This is a genomic window from Microbispora sp. KK1-11, from assembly GCF_006874435.1.
GTDB classification, from domain to species: domain Bacteria; phylum Actinomycetota; class Actinomycetes; order Streptosporangiales; family Streptosporangiaceae; genus Microbispora; species Microbispora catharanthi.
The window spans coordinates 271,384-291,176 of sequence record NZ_VIRJ01000001.1; the positions used below are offsets into that span (position 1 = coordinate 271,384).

A 19,793-nucleotide genomic window follows, 5' to 3' on the forward strand; every position below is an offset into this window, starting at 1 on the left:
AAACCGCCCTTGACGTTGCCGTTACGGCCAAGACCAGCTAGTTTCCCCTCCCGTCCGAGTACATCGACAAGAAATTCGAGGTGACCCGGCGTGGCTCTTCCTCCCCTGACCCCCGAGCAGCGCGCCGCAGCTCTTGAGAAGGCTGCCAAGGCACGCAAGGAGCGTGCCGAGGTCAAGAACCGGCTCAAGCACGGCGCGGTTTCTCTGGCTGAGGTGCTGAAGGATGGGCAGACCGACGACGTCATCGGCAAGATGAAGGTCTCGGCTCTGCTGGAGTCGCTCCCTGGCGTCGGCAAGGTCCGCGCCAAGCAGCTCATGGAGCGCCTTGGTATCGCCGAATCCCGCCGCGTGCGGGGTCTCGGCGCCAACCAGCGCGCCTCCCTGGAGCGCGAGTTCGGCGGCGCCGAGAGCTGATCTCGGCGGCGTACGAGCGAGTTTCACGGGGGTACGGAGTGACCGACACGTCCCGGTCCGCTGGAGATCGGGCCCACGAGGCAGTCGCGACCAGCGGAATCAGGACGCCCGGCGGTGACTCCATGCCTCGCCCGCGCCTGACGGTCCTGTCCGGTCCGTCGGGTGTGGGGAAGTCCACGGTCGTCGCCGAGCTCCGGCGGTCCCACCCTGAGGTGTGGCTGTCGGTCTCGGTGACAACCCGGAAGCCCCGTCCGGGGGAGCGGCACGGCGTGGAGTACTTCTTCGCCGGCAACGACGAGTTCGACGAGCTCGTCGCCTCCGGCGAGCTTCTGGAGTGGGCCGAGTTCGCCGGCAACCGGTACGGCACGCCGAGGCGGCCGGTGCTGGAGAAGCTGGCGGCAGGCGTCCCCACTCTGCTGGAGATCGACCTGCAGGGCGCCAGGCAGGTGCGTACGACGATGCCCGATGCCCTGCTGGTGTTCCTGGCCCCGCCGAGCTGGGAGGAGCTGGAGCGGCGGCTGCGCGGCCGCGGCACCGAGCCTCCCGATGTGATCGCCCGCCGTCTGGAGGCGGGCCGGATCGAGCTGGCGGCGGAGAAGGAGTTCGATCTCACGATCGTCAACACGTCCGTCAAGGGCGTGTGCCACCGGCTGATAACCTTGATGGGAAACTCACCTAGCTAGGGGAATCACTGACGTGGCAAGCAGCTCCGCCTACGCGGAAGGCATCACCAACCCGTCGATCGACGCGCTTCTCGACATCGTCGACAGCAAGTACAGCCTTGTGATCATGGGTGCGAAGCGGGCGCGCCAGATCAACGCCTACTACTCCCAGCTCGGCGAGGGCCTGCTGGAGTACGTGGGGCCCCTCGTGGAGACCCACGCCCAGGAGAAGCCGCTGTCCATCGCCCTGCGCGAGGTCTCCGAGGGCCTGCTCACCTCTGAGCCCATCGAGGGCTGAGCACCGCCTCCGTCGATGACGTCTGTCGTGCTGGGCGTGAGCGCCGGCATCGCGGTCTACAAGTCCTGCGAGCTGCTCCGCCTGTTCACCGAGTCGGGTCATGACGTGCGCGTCGTGCCGACCCGGGACGCTCTGCGGTTCGTGGGCGAGCCGACCTGGGCGGCGCTGTCGGGCAATCCGGTGACCACCGAGGTGTGGGAGTCGGTGCACGAGGTGCCGCACGTGCGCATCGGGCAGTCCGCCGATCTGGTGGTCGTCGCCCCGGCGACGGCGGACGTGCTGGCCCGCGCCGCGCACGGCATGGCCAACGACCTGCTCACCAACACCCTGCTCACGGCGCGCTGCCCGGTGGTGTTCGCGCCCGCGATGCACACCGAGATGTGGGAGCACCCGGCCACGCGGGCGAACGTGGCGACGCTGCGCGAGCGCGGCGCGATCGTGATCGAGCCCGCCGTCGGCAGGCTCACCGGCGCCGACACCGGTCCCGGACGGCTGCCCGACCCCGCCGAGATCTTCGAGGTGTGCCGCCGTGTGCTGGCGGGCCGGCGCGAGGACCTGGCCGGGCGGCACGTCGTCGTGTCCGCCGGCGGCACCCGCGAGGCGATCGACCCCGTGCGCTTCATCGGCAACCGGTCTTCCGGGCTGCAGGGCTACGCCCTCGCCCGTACGGCCGTCGCCCGGGGCGCGGAGGTCACACTCGTGGCGGCGAACGTGACGCTGCCCGATCCCGCGGGCGCGAAGGTCGTGCGGGTGGAGTCGGCGCGGCAGCTGCGCGACGCGGTCCTCGCGGCGGCCGAGCACGCCGACGCGGTCGTGATGGCCGCCGCGGTCGCGGACTTCCGGCCCGTACGGCAGAGCGACACGAAGATCAAGAAGTCGTCCGCCGAGCCCGACCCAATCCATCTGGTGAAAAATCCGGACATCCTGGCTGAGCTGGGTGAGGTCCGCCGGGCCAGGCGGGAGGCGTACGCCGCGGCGGCGGGCGGCGGGCGTGAGGCAGGCGACGGGCCGGGCGCCCCGAAGGAGTCCGGAGCGGACGGGCCGCGTCCCCGGGTGATCGTGGGATTCGCGGCGGAGACCGACGACGTCCTGGCCAACGGCCGGGCCAAGCTGGAGCGCAAGGGCTGCGACCTGCTCGTGGTGAACCAGGTCGGGGAGAACCTGGCGTTCGGCACGCCGGACAACGCCGCCGTCGTCCTCACGGCGGAGGGCGGGTCCGTGGAGATTCCGAGGGGTCCCAAAGAGGATCTCGCCGACGTAGTGTGGGACTTGGTGGCGCAGCGTCTCGCCTGACCTTCGCGTGGTGCCGGCGCGGGCGCCCGCCCCCCCCACAGCTCGTGCGTCGAGGGAGCGATCGCCATGCCGGTGTCCGCCACGATCAGGGAGCGCTGCCGGGCGATGCTCGGCCCCGGCGAGGACATCCGCTACGTGTTTCCCGCGGTGGCCCTGCCGCCTCCCGCCACGATCGGTTTCCTCGTCGTGGTGACGGACCGGTCCATCACCCTGCTGTCCACCAAGATGTTCAGCAGGGACGAGCCGTCAGGGGTGTGGGCGCGATACCCCCGCCGCACCCGTCTCGGGCCGGTCGAGTTCGGGGCGGGGCCCCACATCGAGATCGGCGGCATGACCCTGGAGGTCGACGACGAGTACGCCGCCGTGGTGGCGGCGGCGGACGCGGAGGCGTTCTCGCCCGGTGACCTGCCCAGAGATCCCCTGCCCGACCTCTGACGCGCCGTCCGCGAGCGGGGCAGGCGATCCCGCGGGCGACCGACGCGGCGACCCGAACCCGGATGGCTTCGCGGCTCCGCAGCGCCTAGGGCTAGACTCGCGTGAGCATCGAGTGGCCGCGGTGGGGCTGGGCTCTACCGCCGGTCACTCATGGACGTCAGCAGCCGCTGCATGAGGAGCCCTGAGTTGTCCCGTCGCCTGTTCACCTCCGAGTCGGTCACCGAGGGCCACCCGGACAAGATCGCCGACCAGATCAGTGACGCGATTCTCGACGCCATGCTCAAGGACGACCCCAAGAGCCGGGTCGCCGTCGAGACGCTGATCACTACTGGCCAGGTCCACGTCGCCGGCGAGGTGACGACGGAGACCTATGTCGACATCCCCGCCCTGATCCGCGAGAAGATCCTCGAGATCGGCTATGACGCCTCCCACAAGGGCTTCGACGGCGCCTCCTGTGGCGTGTCGGTGTCCATCGGAGCGCAGTCGCCGGACATCGCGCAGGGCGTGGACGACGCCTACGAGCACCGCGAGGGCGAGGGTGCCGACGACTTCGACCGTCAGGGCGCGGGCGACCAGGGCCTCATGTTCGGCTACGCCTGCCGTGAGACCCCCGAGCTGATGCCGCTGCCGATCCAGCTCGCGCACCGGATGGCCCGGCGCCTGTCCGAGGTGCGGAAGAACGGCACGGTTCCCTACCTGCGCCCGGACGGCAAGACCCAGGTCACCATCGAGTACGACGGTGACCGGCCCGTCCGCCTCGACACCGTGGTCGTCTCCACGCAGCACGCTCCGGAGATCGACCTGCGGGAGATGCTGACGCCCGACATCCGTGAGCACGTGGTCGAGCCGGTGCTGGCCGACCTGGAGATCGAGACCGAGGGCTACCGCCTGCTGGTCAACCCGACCGGCCGCTTCGAGATCGGCGGGCCCATGGGCGACGCCGGGCTCACCGGCCGCAAGATCATCATCGACACCTACGGCGGCATGGCCCGCCACGGCGGCGGCGCCTTCTCCGGCAAGGACCCGTCCAAGGTCGACCGCTCGGCCGCCTACGCCATGCGCTGGGTCGCCAAGAACGTCGTCGCGGCCGGCCTGGCAGACCGCTGCGAGGTCCAGGTCGCCTACGCCATCGGCAAGGCCCAGCCGGTCGGCCTGTTCGTCGAGACGTTCGGCACCGAGAAGGCGCCGGTCGACGTGATCCAGGAGGCGGTGCTCCAGGTCTTCGACCTGCGTCCTGCCGCGATCATCCGCGACCTCGACCTGCTGCGCCCGATCTACTCCGAGACCGCCGCCTACGGCCACTTCGGCCGTGAGGGCTTCTCCTGGGAGTCCACGGACCGGGCCGACGCCCTGCGTAAGGCCGCGGGTCTGTGACCTGCGTCTGAAGAGCACCGCGATCATCGTCGCTCCGGGCGGCGCCCGCCCCTGACGGCGGGCGCCGCCTGCGCGTGCCCGGCGGACAGCCGGACGTCCACAGGCGGCGGGCGTACGTGCGATTGCGGCTCGCCGGGTCTGGTAGGACGGAGACGTGACCGAGCCGACCCGCGCCCCGCATCCTCAGGAGGCGCTCCTTCCGGCGCCCCCGGCCGCCCCGCAGCGGGCCACCGAGCGGACGCGGGGGGGCACAGAGCGGACGCGGGGGAGCACAGAGCGGACGCGGGGGACGGCTGCGCGGGCGGGCGGAAGCGCAGGGCGGGCGGGCGCGTCCAAGGGCGCGCGCGAGGCGGCGCCGAACCTCCCCGTCGCCAGGGTCGTCGTGGACACGCCGCTGCCGCACCTCGACCGGCCCTTCGACTACCTCGTCCCCACCACGATGGACGCCGAGGCGGTGCCCGGCTGCCGGGTGCGCGTCCGCTTCGCCGGGCAGCTCGCCGACGGCTACCTGCTCGAACGGCTCTCCGAGAGCGAGCACGAGGGCCGGCTGTCCTTCCTGGAACGGGTGATCTCCCCGGAGCCCGTCCTCACTCCCGACATCGCGCGGCTGGCCCGCGCCGTGGCCGACCGGTACGCCGGGACCATGTCGGACGTCCTGCGCCTGGCCGTTCCGCCGCGGCACGCCCGGGTCGAGGCCGAGGCGAGAACCCCCGCGCGCCGGGCGGCTTCCCCCGGCGCCGGCGCGGCGGACGAGGACGTTCCCCCGCCCGCCCCTGAGCCCGTACGCGCGACGGCGGACACCGGCGGCCCCCAGCCCAGCCCCATCGAGGGAGCGGGGCCCACAGAGCAGGATGCGGGGCGCACAGAGCAGGATGCGGCCCACGGAGACGCGGCGGACGCGGTCACGACCCACCAGGACACGGCACCCGCGGGCACCGCGCACGGGGTCACGGGGCACGGGGTCACGGGGCACGGGGTCACGGGGCACGGGGTCACGGGGCACGGGGTCACGGGGCACGGGGTCACGGGGCACGGGGTCACGGGGCACGGGGCGGCGATCCACGGGGAGGTGACGCCAGGGGAGGCCGTGCCACAGGAGGCGGCGGGGCAGCGGGCGGCGCGGGCCTACGGCGACGCCTGGAGTGCCTACCCGGCGGGTGCCTCCTTCCTTGAGGCGCTGGCCGAGGGCAGGGCGCCGCGCGCCGTATGGACGGCCCTGCCCGGCACGGACGCCGGCGGGCCGTCGTGGCCGCACGCCATCGCGGCCGCCGCGCGGGCGACGCTGGACGGCGGCCGGAGCGTCGTCGTGGTGGTGCCCGACGGCAAGGACGTGGCGCTGGTGACCGCGGCCCTGGGGGAGACGCCGCACGTGGCGATCACGGCGGACCTCGGGCCCGCGGAGCGTTACCGGCGCTGGCTCAAGGCGTTGCGCGGCGAGATCGGGATCGTGGTGGGCAACCGCCCCGCGGCGTACGCGCCGGTGGCCCGCCTCGGGCTCGCGGTCGTCTGGGACGACGGCGACGACCTGCACGCCGAGCGCCACGCGCCCTACCCGCACACGCGGGAGGTCCTCGGCCTGCGGGCGCACCAGGCCGGTGCGGGCCTGCTCGTCGGCGGCTACGCCCGCACCGCCGAGGCCACGGCCCTCGCCGAGACGGGCTGGGCGGCCCCGCTCGTCCCCGACCGGGCGGCGGTCAGGGCCCGGGCGCCCCGGGTGCGCCCGGCGGGCGACGACGCGGAGCTGGCCCGCGACCAGGCGGCCAGGGCGGCCCGCCTGCCCAGCCTCGCCTGGCGGGCGCTGCGGGAGGGGCTGGAGCACGGTCCTGTGCTCGTCCAGGTGCCGCGCAGGGGCTACCTGCCCGCGCTGGCGTGCCGCCACTGCCGCGCCCCCGCCCGCTGCTCCGGCCTGCCGCCGGTGCGCCCGGCCCCGGCGGCAGGGGCCGCCTCGGGAGACGCGGTGCCCGGCGGCGGCAGGACGCGGTCGCTCGCGGAACCCGTGCTCGCGGAACCCAGGGCCACCGGACCGGTGTGCTCGGGCCCGCTGGCGCTGCGCGGCGGGCACGCCGTGCCCTACTGCCGCTGGTGCGGACGGATCGCGGGCGACTGGCGCTGCCCGTCCTGCGGCGGGACCGGCGTGCGGGCCGTCATCGTGGGCGCGCGGCGCACCGCCGAGGAGCTGGGCCGGGCCTTTCCTTCTGTGGCCGTGCGCACCAGCGGGCGCGACGGCGTGCTCGCGACGGTGAGCGGCGCCCCCGCGCTGGTCGTGGCGACGCCCGGGGCCGAGCCGGTGCCGCACGGCGGCTACGCGGCCGCCGTGCTGCTCGACGGATGGGCGCTGCTGGGCCGCCCCGACCTGCGCGCGGCCGAGGAGGCGCTGCGGCGCTGGACGAACGCCGCGGCCCTGCTGCGGCCGGCGGGGGAGCTGGTCGTCCTGGCCGACGCCGCGGTGCCCGCCGTGCAGGCTCTGCTGCGCTGGGATCCGGTCACCTTCGCCGAACGCGAGCTCGACGAGCGGACCGAGCTGGGCTTCCCCCCGGCCGTGCGGATGGCGACGCTGACGGGCCCGGGCGCGGCGGTCAGGGAGACGCTGGCGGGCGCCGGGCTGCCTCCCGGGGCGCAGGTGCTGGGGCCGGTGCCGGTGGAGGACGGGCTGGAACGGGCCATGGTCCGGGTGCCGCGCCACCTCGGGTCCGCGCTGGCCCGCGCGCTCAAGGGCGCCTCCGGTGTGCGCTCCGCGCGCAAGGCGCCGGACGTGGTACGTGTGAACATTGATCCGCTCGACCTCATCTGACCGATTCGCCTCGCACAAAGCGAGCCGTTAGCGTGCCTCTGTGTCGATCGAATGGGTGAACCGGGCCATCGACGGCCTCCGCGCCTGGGGGCGCGAGCGGAACGTCGAGGTCGACGTCGACGAGGTACGTCTGCTGTGCGACTACGCCAGCGACTACCTGGAGGTGAACGAACTGGGCGATTTCCGGCCGGGCACCTTCGAGGAGCTCCTGCTGGAAATCTACCCACGCAAGGTCATCGCGCCGCCGGAGAGTGCGCCGGAGACGGTCGCCGCGGCGCGGACACTGGTCGAGTTCCTGCTGGACACGGGCGAGATCGGCAGCAAGACGGCCACCCGGATGCGGGAGACCATCGACCGCATCGAGCCGGAGATGCCGCAGGCGCTCGCCGACACGTCCAAGTTCGGCATGGCCAAGAGCCTGTTCAGCGCCATCGGACCCGACTCCCTGGAGCTCGACGCGGCCCAGACCGCGAGGGCCCGGGGTGTGGGGGCACAGGGCGCGGCGGACGGCGACGAGTGCGACTGCCCCGGCTGCGCGCCCCTGCCGCCCGTACGGCTCGCGCCGCGCGAGGAGGTGGCGCTGGCCGTGCGCGAGGTGCCGCTGCTGCGCGACGCCCACCGGGTGGTGACCTGGCTGGTGGAAGGCGGCCGCACGGTGACGACGCGCCGGTCGCTGCGGGTCAGGGACGCGCGGGCGTGCACGGCCGAGCTCGGCGTCGAGCGTCCGGAACCGGCGTGGCGTCTCGCGCTCGATGTGGGCCTGGCCCGGCTCGACGGCACGGCCGTCGTGGTCGCGGAGGACTTCCGTGAGCTGGACGCGCGCGGTGAGGACGAGCTGCTCGACCTGTGGCGGGCGGCGCTGGAGTTCCTCGTCGAGAGGTCCGTGCCGCTCACCGGGGAGGCGGTGGTGGACGAGGGGATGTCCCAGATCCACGACCTGCTCTACCGGCTGCAGTCGCCCGTCCCGGTGGACGCGCTCGCCGACTACCTGCGCGAGGTGGCCGCCGGGCGGCCGGTCGGCAGGCTGGACGAGGCGCTGACCGCTCTGGCGTACGCGGGAACGGTCCAGCGCACCGAGGACGGCCTGGCCCTGACCTCGCACGCCCTGTGGGGCCTGCGGGAGCTGTACGCCGGCATGGGCCTGGACGCGCCGCTCGCGCCCGCCCCGGCCGAGGGCGACGCGAGCGGGCTGATCGCCGGCCTGATCGGCGACGGCACCGCGGACGAGGCGGCCGAGCGGGACATCGCCGAGTGGCTGTCGCGGCGCACCGCCGAGCAGGCGGCGTCGGAGCTGCTCGCCGCCGTGGCCGGCGCCCCGGCGGAGGTGCGCGGGGTCGCCGTGACCATCGTGGACCGGCTGGGCGTCGAGGCGGCGCCGGTCGTGCGGTCCTACCTGGACGACGCCGAGCTGCGCCCGCACGCCATCCACTGGCTGTCCTCGCGCGGCCTGGACGCGCCCGCGCTCACCCCCGAGGAGGTTCTGTGGGTGAGCGTCGACATGCTCGCGCTCGCGCTGCCCGCCGCCGAGGCCGACCCGGAGGGCTTCGCGGAGAACATCGCGGCCTCGGGGCCGCCCGCCCATCTGATCGAGGACATGTGGCGGGTGGACCACCCCGACGTGGTCGAGGTTCTCGAACTGCTCGGCAGCACGCTGCCGGACCAGGCGGCCGCCAAAGCCGCCCGGAAAGCGGCTTTCAAGGCTCGTTCGCGGGGCATCAGGTGACTGCTGTGCAGTAAGTTGCTGGAATGGCCGACAGCGACGTGCTCACCTTCCCGCCGGTCGACATCGCCCCCGACGAGCAGCTCGTCCACGCGGTGCGTGAGGTCCCGCTCGTGCGGGACTCCCGCCGCATCGCCGAGTGGGTCCGGGCCCGCTGCGCCGCGTCGCCCCGGGGTGTGTGCGAGGTGACCGAGCAGGGGCTGCCGCACCCCGCCGAGGCCGAGGCGGTCGTCGCCGAGCTGGGGCTGGAGGCCGCCAGGCTGCGCCTGCTGTGGGTGGTCGCGGTCAACGGCCGTCTCGTGGAGGTCACCAGGCAGGGCGCCCGCCCCGGGCCCGGCGTGCCCGACCCCATGGAGTTCTGGGACGGCGTGGTCATGGACGTGCTCGACCGGACAGAGGAGGGCCTGACCGGGTCGGCCGTCGTCGACGAGCACCTCACCGAGATCCTCGCGACGATCTACTCGGTGCGTGAGGGCATGCCGCTCGCCGCCCTGGCCGGCGGCATCCTCCAGGCTCACGAGGTGGGCTGCGAGGCGCGGCCTGCCGACCTGAGGCGGCTGCGGATGACCCTGCCGGGGGAGCTGGCGGCGGCCATGGCGCTGCTGGAGTACTGCGGGCTGATCGAGCTGACCGGGGAGCTGGTCCGGCTCACCCAGCCGGGCGTGTGGGCCGTGCGCCGCGACCTGCTGAGGGAGGGCCACGACGCGCCGTCGCTCGGCGAGGTGGCCGCGCTCGCCGAGCTGGGCGCCGCCGACCTCATCGACGCCATGCTGACCGGCAGGGCCTCCGCCAGCGCCGCCACGCTGTGGCTGGAGCGCCGGGTGCCGGAGGACGCGGCACGCGAGCTCATCAAGATCGCCGCGTCGGGCAACGCCGCCCAGCGCGGCACCGCCGGGACCGTGCTCGAGGAGCTGGGCCCGGAGGCCGCGCAGGCCGTACGGGAGGCCCTGGACGAGCCGATGATGTGGCGCTACGCGGCGGCCTGGCTGGGCGTGCGGGACCTGGAGGCGCCGGCCCTCGGCGAGGGTGACGGGGCCTGGGTGGCGGTGGACACCCTCGCCGCCCTGCTCTACATCGGCGCCCCGGTCGACTCGGTGGCCCATTTCGACCTCCTCGGGGAGGACCTGCTCACGCTGGTGCCCGAGATGGGCCGGGCCGACCACCCCGACGCCCTCGCCGTGCTGGAGATGCTCGGCAGGCACCATCCCGATCCGCTGATCGCGAAGACCGCCAGGAAGACGGCGATGAAGGTGCGTTCACGCCCGTAGACTGGGGTGATCCTCCTCGTGTACGTGACGTGAACGGAGCCAACCCTTGGCCATTCAGCCGATCCGCCTGTTCGGCGACCCGGTGTTGCGCACTCCGGCCGAGCCGGTGGTCGACTTCGACAAGGAACTGCGCAAGCTCGTCAAGGACCTGACCGACACGATGATGGACGCGCCGGGCGCCGGCCTTGCCGCGCCGCAGATCGGCGTCGGTCTGCGCGTGTTCACCTACTACGTGGACGAGCAGCTCGGGCACCTCATCAATCCCGATCTCGACCTCGGCGGCGAGATCGACGAGGAGGGCGAGGAGGGCTGCCTGTCCTTCCCCGGCCTGACCTTCCCGACGCCCCGCGCGATCAGGGCGGTGGCCAAGGGCTTCAACGTGCACGGCGAGCCGGTGACGATCGAGGGCACCGACCTCATGGCGCGCTGCTTCCAGCACGAGACCGACCACCTGGACGGCGTGCTGTTCATCGACCGGCTGGACTCCAAGCAGCGCAAGCTCGCCATGAAGGCGATCCGCGAGGCCGAGTGGAGCGGCCTGTCGGCGCCGGTGGTGAAGATCTCGCCGCACGCCACGCAGGGAAGGGCCCTGTAGTGCGCCTGGTCTTCGCCGGCACGCCCGACACCGCGCTCCCGTCGCTGCGCGCCCTGCTCGACTCGCCCCGCCACGAGGTGGCGGCCGTGGTCACCCGGCCGGACGCGCAGTCGGGGCGGGGACGCAAGGTGCACCCCAGCCCGGTGGCCCAGCTCGCGGAGGAGTCGGGGATCGAGGTGCTCAAACCGGCGAAGGCCGGAGACCCGGAGTTCCTCGACCGGCTGCGGGCGATCGGCCCCGACTGCTGCCCCGTGGTCGCGTACGGCGCCCTGCTGCCGCAGGCGGCGCTCGACATCCCCCCGCAGGGGTGGATCAACCTGCACTTCTCCGTGCTGCCAGCCTGGCGCGGCGCGGCGCCCGTCCAGCACGCGGTGCTGCACGGTGACGACGTGACCGGCGCCTCGACCTTCCGCATCGTGAAGGAGCTGGACGCGGGGCCGGTGTTCGGCGTGCTCACCGAGCGGATCCGCCCGGACGACACGAGCGGCGCGCTGCTGGCCCGGCTCGCGGAGGCCGGCGCGGGCCTGCTGCTGGCCACGCTCAACGGCGTCGAGGACGGCACCCTGGAGGCCCGTACGCAGCCCGCGGACGGCGTCAGCCTGGCCCCGAAGATCACGGTCGAGGACGCCAGGATCGACTGGGCCGCGCCCGCGATGAGGGTGGACCGGCTGGTGCGGGCCTGCACTCCGGCTCCTGGCGCGTGGGCCGAGTTCCGCGGCCAGCGGGTCAAGATCGGCCCGGTACGGCTCGCGCCCGACGCGGACAAGCTCGCCCCGGGAGAGATCGCGGCCACGCGGAAGGCCGTCCTCGTCGGGACCGGCACCCACCCCGTGGAGCTCGGCGAGGTGCAGCCGCAGGGCAAGCGGCAGATGAGTGCGGCCGAATGGGGCCGCGGCGTCCGGTTCGCGGACGGTGAGACCCTGGTCTGAAGGGCCCTGCCCGCCGGGATCCCGGCCCCGGCACCGTGCCGGGCGGACGGCATGGTGGGGAGCGGAGAGTGGGCCGCCGAGCCGGAGCCGTCTCGGTGAGCGGCGGAGCCAAGGCGGCGGATCAGCGAGCGACAGGGGCGTAGGCGGCAGCCGAGGGCCGAAGGGCCGTGGGCGGCAGCGTCGAAGATGGCAGCGTCGAAGATGGCGTGGCCGAGGGTGGCAGGGTCGAGGGTGACACCGTGAAGCAGGGCAGAGGTCAGGGCGGCGGCGGGCGGCGCGGCCAGGGGAGCGGCCAGGGCGGCGGCAAGGGTGGCGGCTCAGGACAGGTCCGCCCGGGACACGGCGGGCAGGCCGCGCACGCGGCCAAGGCCGGGCAGCCGAGGCAGGGCCGCGGGCGCCCGCCCCGCGACGAGGCGCGCAACGCCGCCTACGACCTGATGCGGGCCGTCGACGAGCGCGACGCCTACGCCAACCTGCTCATGCCGACCCTGCTGCGGCAGCGCCGCATCGCGGGACGCGACGCGGCCCTCGCCACCGAGCTGGCGTACGGCACGCTGCGCGGCCTCGGGACCTACGACGAGGTCATCGCCGCGTGCAGCGACCGGCCGCCGGAGGAGGTGGACCCGCCGCTGCTCGACGCGGTGCGTCTCGGCGTCCATCAGCTTCTGCGCACGCGGATCCCGCCCCACGCGGCGGTCAGCGCCACCATCGACCTCGTACGGCTGCGCGTCGGGCCGGGCCCGTCCCGCTACGCCAACGCCGTGCTGCGCAAGGTCGCGGGCCGCACGCTGGAGGAGTGGCTGGAGATCGTCGCCCCGCCGCGCGCGCAGGACCCGGTCGGCAACCTGGCGGTCACCTACAGCCACCCGCGCTGGATCGTCACCGCCCTGCGCGACGCGGTGGGCGGGGACGTGGACGAGGCGGCCGCGCTGCTGGAGGCCGACAACGAGCGGCCCCGCGTGGCGCTGGTGGCGCGGCCGGGGCGGGCCACGGTGGAGGAGCTGGTCGCGGCCGGGGGCGAGCGGGCCGCCTACTCGCCGTACGCGGTCTACCTGCCCGAGGGCGACCCGGGCGCCATCCCCGCGGTGGGGGAGGCGCGGGCCGCGGTGCAGGACGAGGCCAGCCAGCTCGTCGCGCTCGCGCTGACCCGCGTGCCGCTCGACCGGGACTCCACGTGGCTGGACATGTGCGCCGGCCCCGGGGGGAAGGCCGGGCTGCTCGACGCGGTGGCGGCGCAGCGGGACGCCCGGCTGCTCGGCGCCGACGTGCAGTATCACCGCGCCCGGCTGGTGTGGGGCACCACCCGTGAGGCGAAGGTGATCACGGCCGACGGCACGCGGCCCGCCTGGCGGCCCGGCGCGTTCGACCGGGTCATGCTCGACGCCCCCTGCACCGGGCTCGGCGCCCTGCGCAGGCGGCCGGAGGCCCGGTGGCGGCGCGACCCCCGGAGCATTCCCGAGCTCACCGCGCTGCAGCGGCGGCTGCTCGACTCGGCGCTGGAGGCCGTCCGGCCGGGCGGCGTCGTGGCGTACGTGACCTGCTCACCGCACCTGGCCGAGACCCGGGCGGTGGTGGAGGACGTGCGCGACCGGGTCGAGGTGCTGGACGCCCGCGCGTTCCTGCCCGAGGTGCCCGGCCTCGGCGACGGCCCGTACGCGCAGTTCTGGCCGCACCGGCACGGCACGGACGCGATGTTCCTGGCGCTGCTGCGCCGCGCCTGACAGGTGCAGGGGCAGAAGCTCGGATCGTTGTCATCGACCGCGGACGAGGGCGAGAATCTCATCCACTGAACCGGCCGGATCGCTGATCGGAAACTGCACCGCCCGGATGACCGCGTCGGGGTCGACCAACAGGGTGAGGCGCTTGAAGCGGTCGACGCCGGCCGTTCGGAAGGTCGGCAGCAGCAGCCCGGCGGCGAGCCTGCTGTCCTGGTCGGACAGGAGGGGGTAGGACAACCTCGCGTGCGTGACGAAGGCGGCCAGCTGGTCGGGGCGCTGGGTGCTCACGCCTCGGATCGTGGCACCCGCCGCCTCGAAGTCGGCACCCCGTGACGCGTAGGTGAGAGCCTCCAGAGTGCACCCCTTCGTCCCCGGGATGTCGGCCCAACCGGGCGGGTAGCCCTGGGTGCCCGGGGCGAAGGCGCCGGGGAAGAAGAAGAGCACGGTCCAGACGCCCGCCGCATTGGGCGTGACCGGCTCGCCGTCGTGTCGTTCCAGCAGGACATCCGGCATCTTCCGGTTGACCAGCTCGTGCACGCGACGGCTCTCGGCGGACCCGTCCTCGCTGGTCGCGGTCAGCGCCCCATCGCCCATCACATGCCTGACGCCCCAATCCTGCAGGGCGATGAGCGCCGGCAGCAGGCCTTCACCCTTCGTGGTCAGCACGTAGTCGTAGCGCGGCGGGCGATCGGAATAGGGCCGCCTCTCGAGCACCCCGTGTTCGACAAGGCCGGCCAGGCGTTCGGCCAGAGCTCGACGGCTGACGCCGAGCTCACGCTGAAGGCCGTCGAAGCGGGTGATGCCGCCCGCGACGTCCCGCACGATCAGGAACGTCCACCAGTCGCCGATCACTCCGAGCGCCTGAGCGATACCGCAGTCGGAGTGGGGCAGATCGGCGCGCTTCACGCACTCCAGTATAGTGCGTTCCATTATGGAACTTACTTGAGGAGAGGCGCCGGGATGGGAATCGACAGTGGAGGTGGGGCGGGCGTCTTCTGGCGGTGGTGGACGGCCGGCACGACGAGCGCGGTCGGCTCGGCGGTAGGCGCAGTGGCGCTGCCTCTGACGGCCTTGACGGTGCTCGACGCCTCCGCGCTCGAGATGGGCATGATCGCCGCCGCCGGTTACGTCGCCTGGATCGTGATAGGCCTGCCCGCCGGGGTGGTGGTGCAGCGACTCCCCATGCGACGGGTGCAGGTCGGCGCCGACCTGGCCCGCGCGGCGTCGGTCATCTCCATCCCGCTGGCCTGGTGGCTGGACCGGCTGACGATCGCCCAGCTGGTGATCGTGGCCCTCGTCACGAGCTTCGCGACCGTCGTCTTCGACGTCGCCAACTCGACCTTCCTGCCGTCGATTGTGAGCAGGGAGCAGTTGCAGTCCCGTAACAGCCTCACGTCCGGCACCCACGCCACCACTCAGCTCGGTGGGCCGTCGGTCGGCGGCCTCATCGTCCAGGTGCTCGGGGCGGTGCCCACCCTCCTCGTCGACGCGGCCGGCTACCTTGTCTCAGCCCTGCTGCTGCGGACCCTGCCGGAACGCCGCGCGGAGGCCCCCGACCGCTGGCCACCGGTGCGCGCGATGATCCGCGAAGGCTGGCGTTTCGTCGTGCGCCACCCGGCCATGGGTCCGTGCATGTGGGCCGCCACCGCGGCCAACACGGTCTGCGGGGCACAGCACGCGCTCTACGCGTTGTACCTCGTACGCGAGCTGCACGCCGCACCCGGCCTCGTCGGCCTGCTGCTGGCGGCGGACGGCGTCGGCACGCTGATCGGCGCGGCTTTGACGAACCAGGTCACGGCCAGGCTCGGCACCGCCCGCACTCTGATCGTCGCCGGCTTCGTCGCGGTCGCCGGGGCGCTCGTCGTTCCCCTCGGCACCGGCTGGCAGGGCTTCGCCGCCTTCGCCGCCGGCAACGTGGTATTCGCCGCCGGCGTCGTGATGCTCAGTGTGGTGACCCGCACGTACCGGCAGATCGCCAGCCCGCCCGACCTGCTGCCTCGGGTGATGGCCACGGTCCGCTTCGTCTCCTGGGGTGCGATCCCGATCGGCGGGTTGATCGCCGGACTGATCGCCGGCGTGCTCGGCGGCCGGGTCACCCTGATGATCTTCGTCGTCGCGGCCGCCTGCATACCCCTGGTCCTGCTGGCCTCGTCGATCCGGCACCTGCGCGACCTCACCGACCATCAGCAGAGCGACGAATCCACCGGCTCGCTGCCGCGTCGGCGGCTCGCCCCTGAAGTCCAGGCGGACACGTCCACCCCGTGAAGCCCGGGTACGCGAACTTCCGCCCGCCGACGGGCGGCCCCCGGGGGAGGGGTGGGACGGACGCCCGGGCGAAATAGACTGCAGGCACTATGGCCGTTCAGATCTCGCCCAGCATCCTGTCCGCAGACTTCGCCCGCCTCGCCGACGAGGCGGCACGGGTGGAGAACGTCGCCGACTGGCTCCACGTCGACGTGATGGACTACCACTTCGTGCCGAACCTGACGCTCGGCCTTCCGGTCGTCGAGTCACTGCTGAAGACCACCTCGACGCCGGTCGACTGCCACCTCATGGTCCAGGACCCGGACCGGTGGGCGCCGGACTACGCGGAGGCGGGAGCCGCCAGCGTCACCATCCACGCGGAGGCGGCCAAGGCCGCCGTGCGTACGCTGCGGGCGATCCGCGCCGCCGGGGCGAGGGCCGGTCTGGCACTCAACCCGGCGACCGCCGTGGAAGGGTACGAGGACCTGCTGCCCGAGATCGACATGCTGCTCGTCATGACCGTCGAGCCGGGCTTCGGCGGGCAGCGCTTCCTCGACATCGTGCTGCCGAAGCTGTCGCGGGCGCGGGCGCTGATCGACAAGCACGGCGGCGAGGTGTGGCTCCAGGTCGACGGCGGCGTCTCCGTGGAGACGATCGAACGCTGCGCCGAGGCCGGGGCCGACGTCTTCGTGGCGGGCAACGCCGTCTACGGCGCCGACGACCCCGCCCGCGCCGTCGAGGAACTCCGGAGCCTCGCCGAGCGGGCCACCCCGCCCGCCTGAGCGGACGCCCCCTGCTCGGGAAGCGGTCTCCTCATCGGTCCGTCAGGCCGTGCCGTACGGCACGGCCTGGCGAGGCGAGTGCCCGGCCGGCGGGTTCACTCGCCGGGGCCGCGAATCCGGTGGCTCGCGTCAGGCGAGAGCGGGGTCGAGGACCACGTCCTCGCCCTGCGTGGTGGGCGCCTCGGGGAAGTGGCAGGCGGTCAGGTGACCCTCGCGGTTGCCGCTGAGCCTGACCAGGGGCGGCACCTCAGTGGCGCACTTGTCCTGGGCCTTCCAGCAGCGCGTGCGGAACCGGCACCCGGACGGCGGGTTGATCGGCGAGGGCACGTCGCCGGCCAGGCGGATGCGCTCGCGCGGCTCGCTCGACACGTCCGGCTCGGGCACGGCCGACAGCAGGGCGTGCGTGTACGGATGCCGGGGCCGCTCGTAGATCGACTGGCGGTCGCCGATCTCGACGATCTTGCCGAGGTACATCACGGCGACGCGCTGGGAGAAGTGCCGTACGACGGCGAGGTCGTGCGCGATGAACAGGAACGCGATGCCGAGGTCACGCTGCAGTTCCTGCAGCAGGTTGACCACCTGGGCCTGGATGGAGACGTCCAGCGCCGACACCGGCTCGTCGGCGATGATGAGCGTGGGATTGAGCGCCAGGGCCCGGGCGACCCCGATGCGCTGCCGCTGGCCGCCGGAGAACTCGTGCGGGAAGCGGTTGTAGTGCTCGGGGTTGAGGCCGACGATCTCCAGCAGCTCCTGGACCCGCTTCTTGCGCCCGCCGGACGGGTTGATGTCGTTGACCTCCATCGGCCCGCGGATGATCGTGCCCACGGTCTGGCGCGGGTTGAGCGAGCTGTAGGGGTCCTGGAAGATCATCTGGATCTCGGGGCGGATCGGCTTGAGCTGCTTGCGCGAGCTGTGGCTGATGTCCTTTCCCCGGTAGAGGATCTTGCCCGAGGTGGGTTCGAGCAGGCGGGCCGCAAGGCGGCCGGTGGTGGACTTGCCGCAGCCCGACTCGCCCACCAGGCCGACGGTCTCGCCCGCGCCGACCGTGAGGTCCATGCCGTCCACCGCGTGGACGGCCCCGACCTGACGCTTGATCAGCGTGCCGCCCCGCACAGGGAAGTGCTTGACCAGCCCCTTGAGCTCCAGCAGCGTCTCGTTCATGCGCGGTCCTCGGTCTTCGCGGTGCGGAGTTCCCTCTTCTGCCCGAGGGTGAGGTAGCAGGCGTCGCCGTGCCCGGTCTCCGGGGAGATCGACGGCCGCTGCTTGAAGCACAGCTCCGGCCCGGCGAGCTCCGGGTAGTCGCAGCGCGGGTGGAACGGGCAGCCGGACGGCGGGTTGAGCAGGCTCGGGGGAGTGCCGCGCACCGGCCTCAGCGGGACGTCCACGGACGAGTTCAGGCGCGGCATCGACGACAGCAGGCCCCAGGTGTAGGGGTGGCGCGGCTCGCGCAGCACCTCGCGTACGGTGCCGCGCTCGGCCGCCCGCCCGGCGTACATGACCAGGACGTTGTCGGCGGTGCCGGCCACGACGCCGAGGTCGTGGGTGATCAGGATGATCGCGGTGCCGAACTGTTGCTGAAGCTCCTTGAGCAGGTCGAGGATCTGTGCCTGCACGGTCACGTCGAGCGCGGTCGTCGGCTCGTCGGCGATGAGCAGGTCGGGGTCGCACACCAGCGCCATCGCGATCATCGCGCGCTGCCGCATGCCGCCGGAGAACTCGTGCGGGTAGTGGTCCACCCGCGTCTCCGGCTGGGGGATGCCCACACGGCGGAGCATCTCGACGGCCCGGTCGCGGGCCTCCTTCTTGCTCGCGCCCTTGTGCTTGCGGTAGACCTCGCCGATCTGCCGGCCGATCGTGTGGAACGGCGACAGCGCGGTGAGCGGGTCCTGGAAGATCATGGCGACGCGGTTGCCGCGGAGCTTCTCCATCGTGCCGCGGCTCGCCGAGATCAGCTCCTGGTCCTCCAGCCAGATCTCCCCGCCGATCTTCGTGTGGGCGGGGTCGTGCAGGCCGAGGATGGCGAGGTTGGTCACCGACTTGCCCGATCCGGACTCGCCGACGATGCCGAGCGTGGTGCCCTTCTCCAGATCGAAGGACAGGCCGTCGACGGCGTGCACGATGCCGTCTTCGGTGCTGAACTCGACGCTCAGGTCGCGGACGGACAGGAACGGCCCGGGGCCGCGCGAGGTCCCCGGCTCGCCGCTCCACGACACGGTGGTCACTTGCTGCTCCAGTTCCCGGTTCGACTTGGTTGGGCGTTCGACTTCATAGGGCGCGGCTCAGCTCAGGCGGACCCGCGGGTCGATGAACGCGTAGAGCACGTCCACGACGATGTTCAGCAGGACGATCGCCGCCGCGCCCACGATGGTCACGCCGAGCAGCATCGGCAGGTCGGTGTTCTGCACCGCCCGTACGGCCAGCTCGCCGATGCCGTGGAGGCTGAACGTCTGCTCGGTGATGATCGCGCCGCCCAGGAGCGTGGCGAGGTCGACACCGAAGATCGTGATGATGGGGATCATCGCGCCGCGCCAGGCGAAGCGGAAGAACACCGCCCGGCTCGACATGCCCTTGGCGCGCGCCGTGCGGACGTAGTCCTCGGCGAGCTGCTCGACCATCTGCGAGCGGGTCATGCGGGTGTAGTTGGCGGTGAAGATGATCGACAGCACCACCCACGGCAGCATCAGGTGGGTGAACCAGTCCAGCGGGTTCTCGGTGATCGGCACGTAGGACGGGCGCGGGATCAGCTGCAGGGTGTCCACGAGGTAGAACGCCAGCAGCGGCCCGACGAAGTAGATCTGGAGCGAGGCCCCGATGACCGACGAGGAGCTGGCGATCTTGTCGAGCGGCTGCCCGACCTTCCACGCCGCGATCATGCCGGTGAGGATGCCGAACGCCAGGATGACCACCGAGGCGCCGAGGGTGAGCGACAGCGTCACCGGGAAACGGTCGACGATGGCGCTGAAGACGGGCTCCTGGGTGGCGAAGGAGTAGCCGAGGCAGGGCGCCGGGCAGGAGCCGAACTGGACGAACTCCCGGCCCGCGAAGATGCCGACCAGCCAGTGCCAGTACTGCACGAACAGCGGCTCGTCCATGCCCAGGTTGTGCCGGATCAGCGCCAGCGTCTCGGGCTGGCAGATCTTGCCGCAGAACGCCCGGGCGGGGTCACGCGGGACGGCGTAGAAGAGGTAGAACGTGATCGCGCTGATGATCACCAGGATCACGAGGGCGCCGGTGACGCGGCGTACCAGATAGCTGGTCATGGTCTCGCAC

The 19,793-nt window shown here is 72.9% G+C and carries 18 protein-coding genes; 14 read left to right on the forward strand and 4 right to left on the reverse strand.

Going from position 1 to position 19,793, the window contains the following annotated elements; genetic code table 11:
• The first annotated feature begins 90 nt into the window (after positions 1–90).
• The 12 genes from mihF to FLW16_RS01345 all read left to right on the forward strand — a co-directional run bounded on the left by mihF (position 91) and on the right by FLW16_RS01345 (position 13,500).
• A complete protein-coding gene (gene mihF, locus FLW16_RS01280; protein ID WP_030450375.1) occupies positions 91–414 on the forward strand; it encodes an integration host factor, actinobacterial type in 324 nt (107 codons plus the stop codon).
• Between the two features lie 122 nt (positions 415–536).
• Positions 537–1,097: a guanylate kinase gene (gmk, locus tag FLW16_RS01285; RefSeq protein ID WP_142556704.1), complete on the forward strand. Its 561-nt coding sequence runs from the start codon at positions 537–539 to the stop codon at positions 1,095–1,097.
• Between the two features lie 13 nt (positions 1,098–1,110).
• Positions 1,111–1,374: a DNA-directed RNA polymerase subunit omega gene (rpoZ, locus tag FLW16_RS01290; RefSeq protein ID WP_030508986.1), complete on the forward strand. Its 264-nt coding sequence runs from the start codon at positions 1,111–1,113 to the stop codon at positions 1,372–1,374.
• 15 nt (positions 1,375–1,389) lie between these two features.
• On the forward strand, positions 1,390–2,667 hold the full coding sequence (gene coaBC / locus FLW16_RS01295; RefSeq protein WP_142556706.1) for a bifunctional phosphopantothenoylcysteine decarboxylase/phosphopantothenate--cysteine ligase CoaBC: 1,278 nt from the start codon (positions 1,390–1,392) through the stop codon (positions 2,665–2,667).
• Between the two features lie 66 nt (positions 2,668–2,733).
• Positions 2,734–3,102, forward strand: a complete 369-nt coding sequence (locus FLW16_RS01300; protein WP_142556708.1) for a hypothetical protein — start codon at positions 2,734–2,736, stop codon at positions 3,100–3,102.
• Positions 3,103–3,288: 186 nt separating this feature from the next.
• On the forward strand, positions 3,289–4,476 hold the full coding sequence (metK, locus tag FLW16_RS01305; protein WP_142556710.1) for a methionine adenosyltransferase: 1,188 nt from the start codon (positions 3,289–3,291) through the stop codon (positions 4,474–4,476).
• Positions 4,477–4,630: 154 nt separating this feature from the next.
• On the forward strand, positions 4,631–7,267 hold the full coding sequence (locus FLW16_RS44340; RefSeq protein ID WP_221890836.1) for a primosomal protein N': 2,637 nt from the start codon (positions 4,631–4,633) through the stop codon (positions 7,265–7,267).
• A gap of 40 nt (positions 7,268–7,307) precedes the next feature.
• Positions 7,308–8,990 carry a hypothetical protein gene (locus FLW16_RS01325; protein WP_142556712.1) on the forward strand — a complete coding sequence of 561 codons (1,683 nt, stop codon included), beginning with the start codon at positions 7,308–7,310 and terminating at the stop codon, positions 8,988–8,990.
• 23 nt (positions 8,991–9,013) lie between these two features.
• Positions 9,014–10,255, forward strand: a complete 1,242-nt coding sequence (locus FLW16_RS01330) for a hypothetical protein (protein ID WP_142556714.1) — start codon at positions 9,014–9,016, stop codon at positions 10,253–10,255.
• 46 nt (positions 10,256–10,301) lie between these two features.
• Entirely contained in the window at positions 10,302–10,850 is a 549-nt protein-coding gene (def, locus tag FLW16_RS01335) for a peptide deformylase (protein WP_142556716.1), read from the forward strand.
• A complete protein-coding gene (fmt, locus tag FLW16_RS01340) occupies positions 10,850–11,779 on the forward strand; it encodes a methionyl-tRNA formyltransferase (RefSeq protein ID WP_142556718.1) in 930 nt (309 codons plus the stop codon). Before def ends, fmt begins: the two co-directional genes overlap by 1 nt.
• Positions 11,780–12,018: 239 nt before the next feature.
• Positions 12,019–13,500 carry an RsmB/NOP family class I SAM-dependent RNA methyltransferase gene (locus FLW16_RS01345; RefSeq protein WP_142556720.1) on the forward strand — a complete coding sequence of 494 codons (1,482 nt, stop codon included), beginning with the start codon at positions 12,019–12,021 and terminating at the stop codon, positions 13,498–13,500.
• Positions 13,501–13,530: 30 nt separating this feature from the next.
• Here the strand turns inward: FLW16_RS01345 and FLW16_RS01350 are convergent, their stop codons facing one another.
• Positions 13,531–14,403: a winged helix-turn-helix transcriptional regulator gene (locus FLW16_RS01350; protein WP_142556722.1), complete on the reverse strand. Its 873-nt coding sequence runs from the start codon at positions 14,401–14,403 to the stop codon at positions 13,531–13,533.
• A 54-nt stretch (positions 14,404–14,457) separates the two neighbouring features.
• Here FLW16_RS01350 and FLW16_RS01355 point away from each other — a divergent pair, with 54 nt between their 5' ends.
• A complete protein-coding gene (locus FLW16_RS01355) occupies positions 14,458–15,762 on the forward strand; it encodes an MFS transporter (RefSeq protein ID WP_142556724.1) in 1,305 nt (434 codons plus the stop codon).
• 89 nt (positions 15,763–15,851) lie between these two features.
• A complete protein-coding gene (rpe, locus tag FLW16_RS01360; protein WP_142556726.1) occupies positions 15,852–16,523 on the forward strand; it encodes a ribulose-phosphate 3-epimerase in 672 nt (223 codons plus the stop codon).
• 129 nt (positions 16,524–16,652) lie between these two features.
• On the opposite strand, the gene FLW16_RS01365 is transcribed toward rpe, so the two are convergent.
• Genes FLW16_RS01365 through FLW16_RS01375 form a run of 3 tightly spaced genes read right to left on the reverse strand, consistent with a single transcriptional unit; the run spans position 16,653 to position 19,783 of the window.
• Positions 16,653–17,684, reverse strand: a complete 1,032-nt coding sequence (locus FLW16_RS01365) for an ABC transporter ATP-binding protein (RefSeq protein WP_142556728.1) — start codon at positions 17,682–17,684, stop codon at positions 16,653–16,655.
• The gene (locus FLW16_RS01370; protein ID WP_142556730.1) at positions 17,681–18,745 is read right to left on the reverse strand and encodes an ABC transporter ATP-binding protein; all 1,065 of its coding nucleotides are present in this window, start codon (positions 18,743–18,745) and stop codon (positions 17,681–17,683) included. The genes FLW16_RS01365 and FLW16_RS01370 overlap by 4 nt, the downstream gene beginning before the upstream one ends.
• A gap of 57 nt (positions 18,746–18,802) precedes the next feature.
• Positions 18,803–19,783 carry an ABC transporter permease gene (locus FLW16_RS01375; RefSeq protein ID WP_142556732.1) on the reverse strand — a complete coding sequence of 327 codons (981 nt, stop codon included), beginning with the start codon at positions 19,781–19,783 and terminating at the stop codon, positions 18,803–18,805.
• Between the last annotated feature and the right edge of the window lie 10 nt (positions 19,784–19,793).

Bases quoted from the DNA above. Each gene is read 5' to 3' on its own strand.
- gmk (WP_142556704.1), top strand. From the start codon at position 537: ATGCCTCGCCCGCGCCTGACGGTCCTGTCCGGTCCGTCGGGTGTGGGG.
- coaBC (WP_142556706.1), top strand. From the start codon at position 1,390: ATGACGTCTGTCGTGCTGGGCGTGAGCGCCGGCATCGCGGTCTACAAG.
- FLW16_RS01300 (WP_142556708.1), top strand. From the start codon at position 2,734: ATGCCGGTGTCCGCCACGATCAGGGAGCGCTGCCGGGCGATGCTCGGC.
- FLW16_RS01330 (WP_142556714.1), top strand. From the start codon at position 9,014: ATGGCCGACAGCGACGTGCTCACCTTCCCGCCGGTCGACATCGCCCCC.
- FLW16_RS01355 (WP_142556724.1), top strand. From the start codon at position 14,458: ATGGGAATCGACAGTGGAGGTGGGGCGGGCGTCTTCTGGCGGTGGTGG.
- rpe (WP_142556726.1), top strand. From the start codon at position 15,852: ATGGCCGTTCAGATCTCGCCCAGCATCCTGTCCGCAGACTTCGCCCGC.
- FLW16_RS01365 (WP_142556728.1), bottom strand. From the start codon at position 17,684: ATGAACGAGACGCTGCTGGAGCTCAAGGGGCTGGTCAAGCACTTCCCT.
- FLW16_RS01375 (WP_142556732.1), bottom strand. From the start codon at position 19,783: ATGACCAGCTATCTGGTACGCCGCGTCACCGGCGCCCTCGTGATCCTG.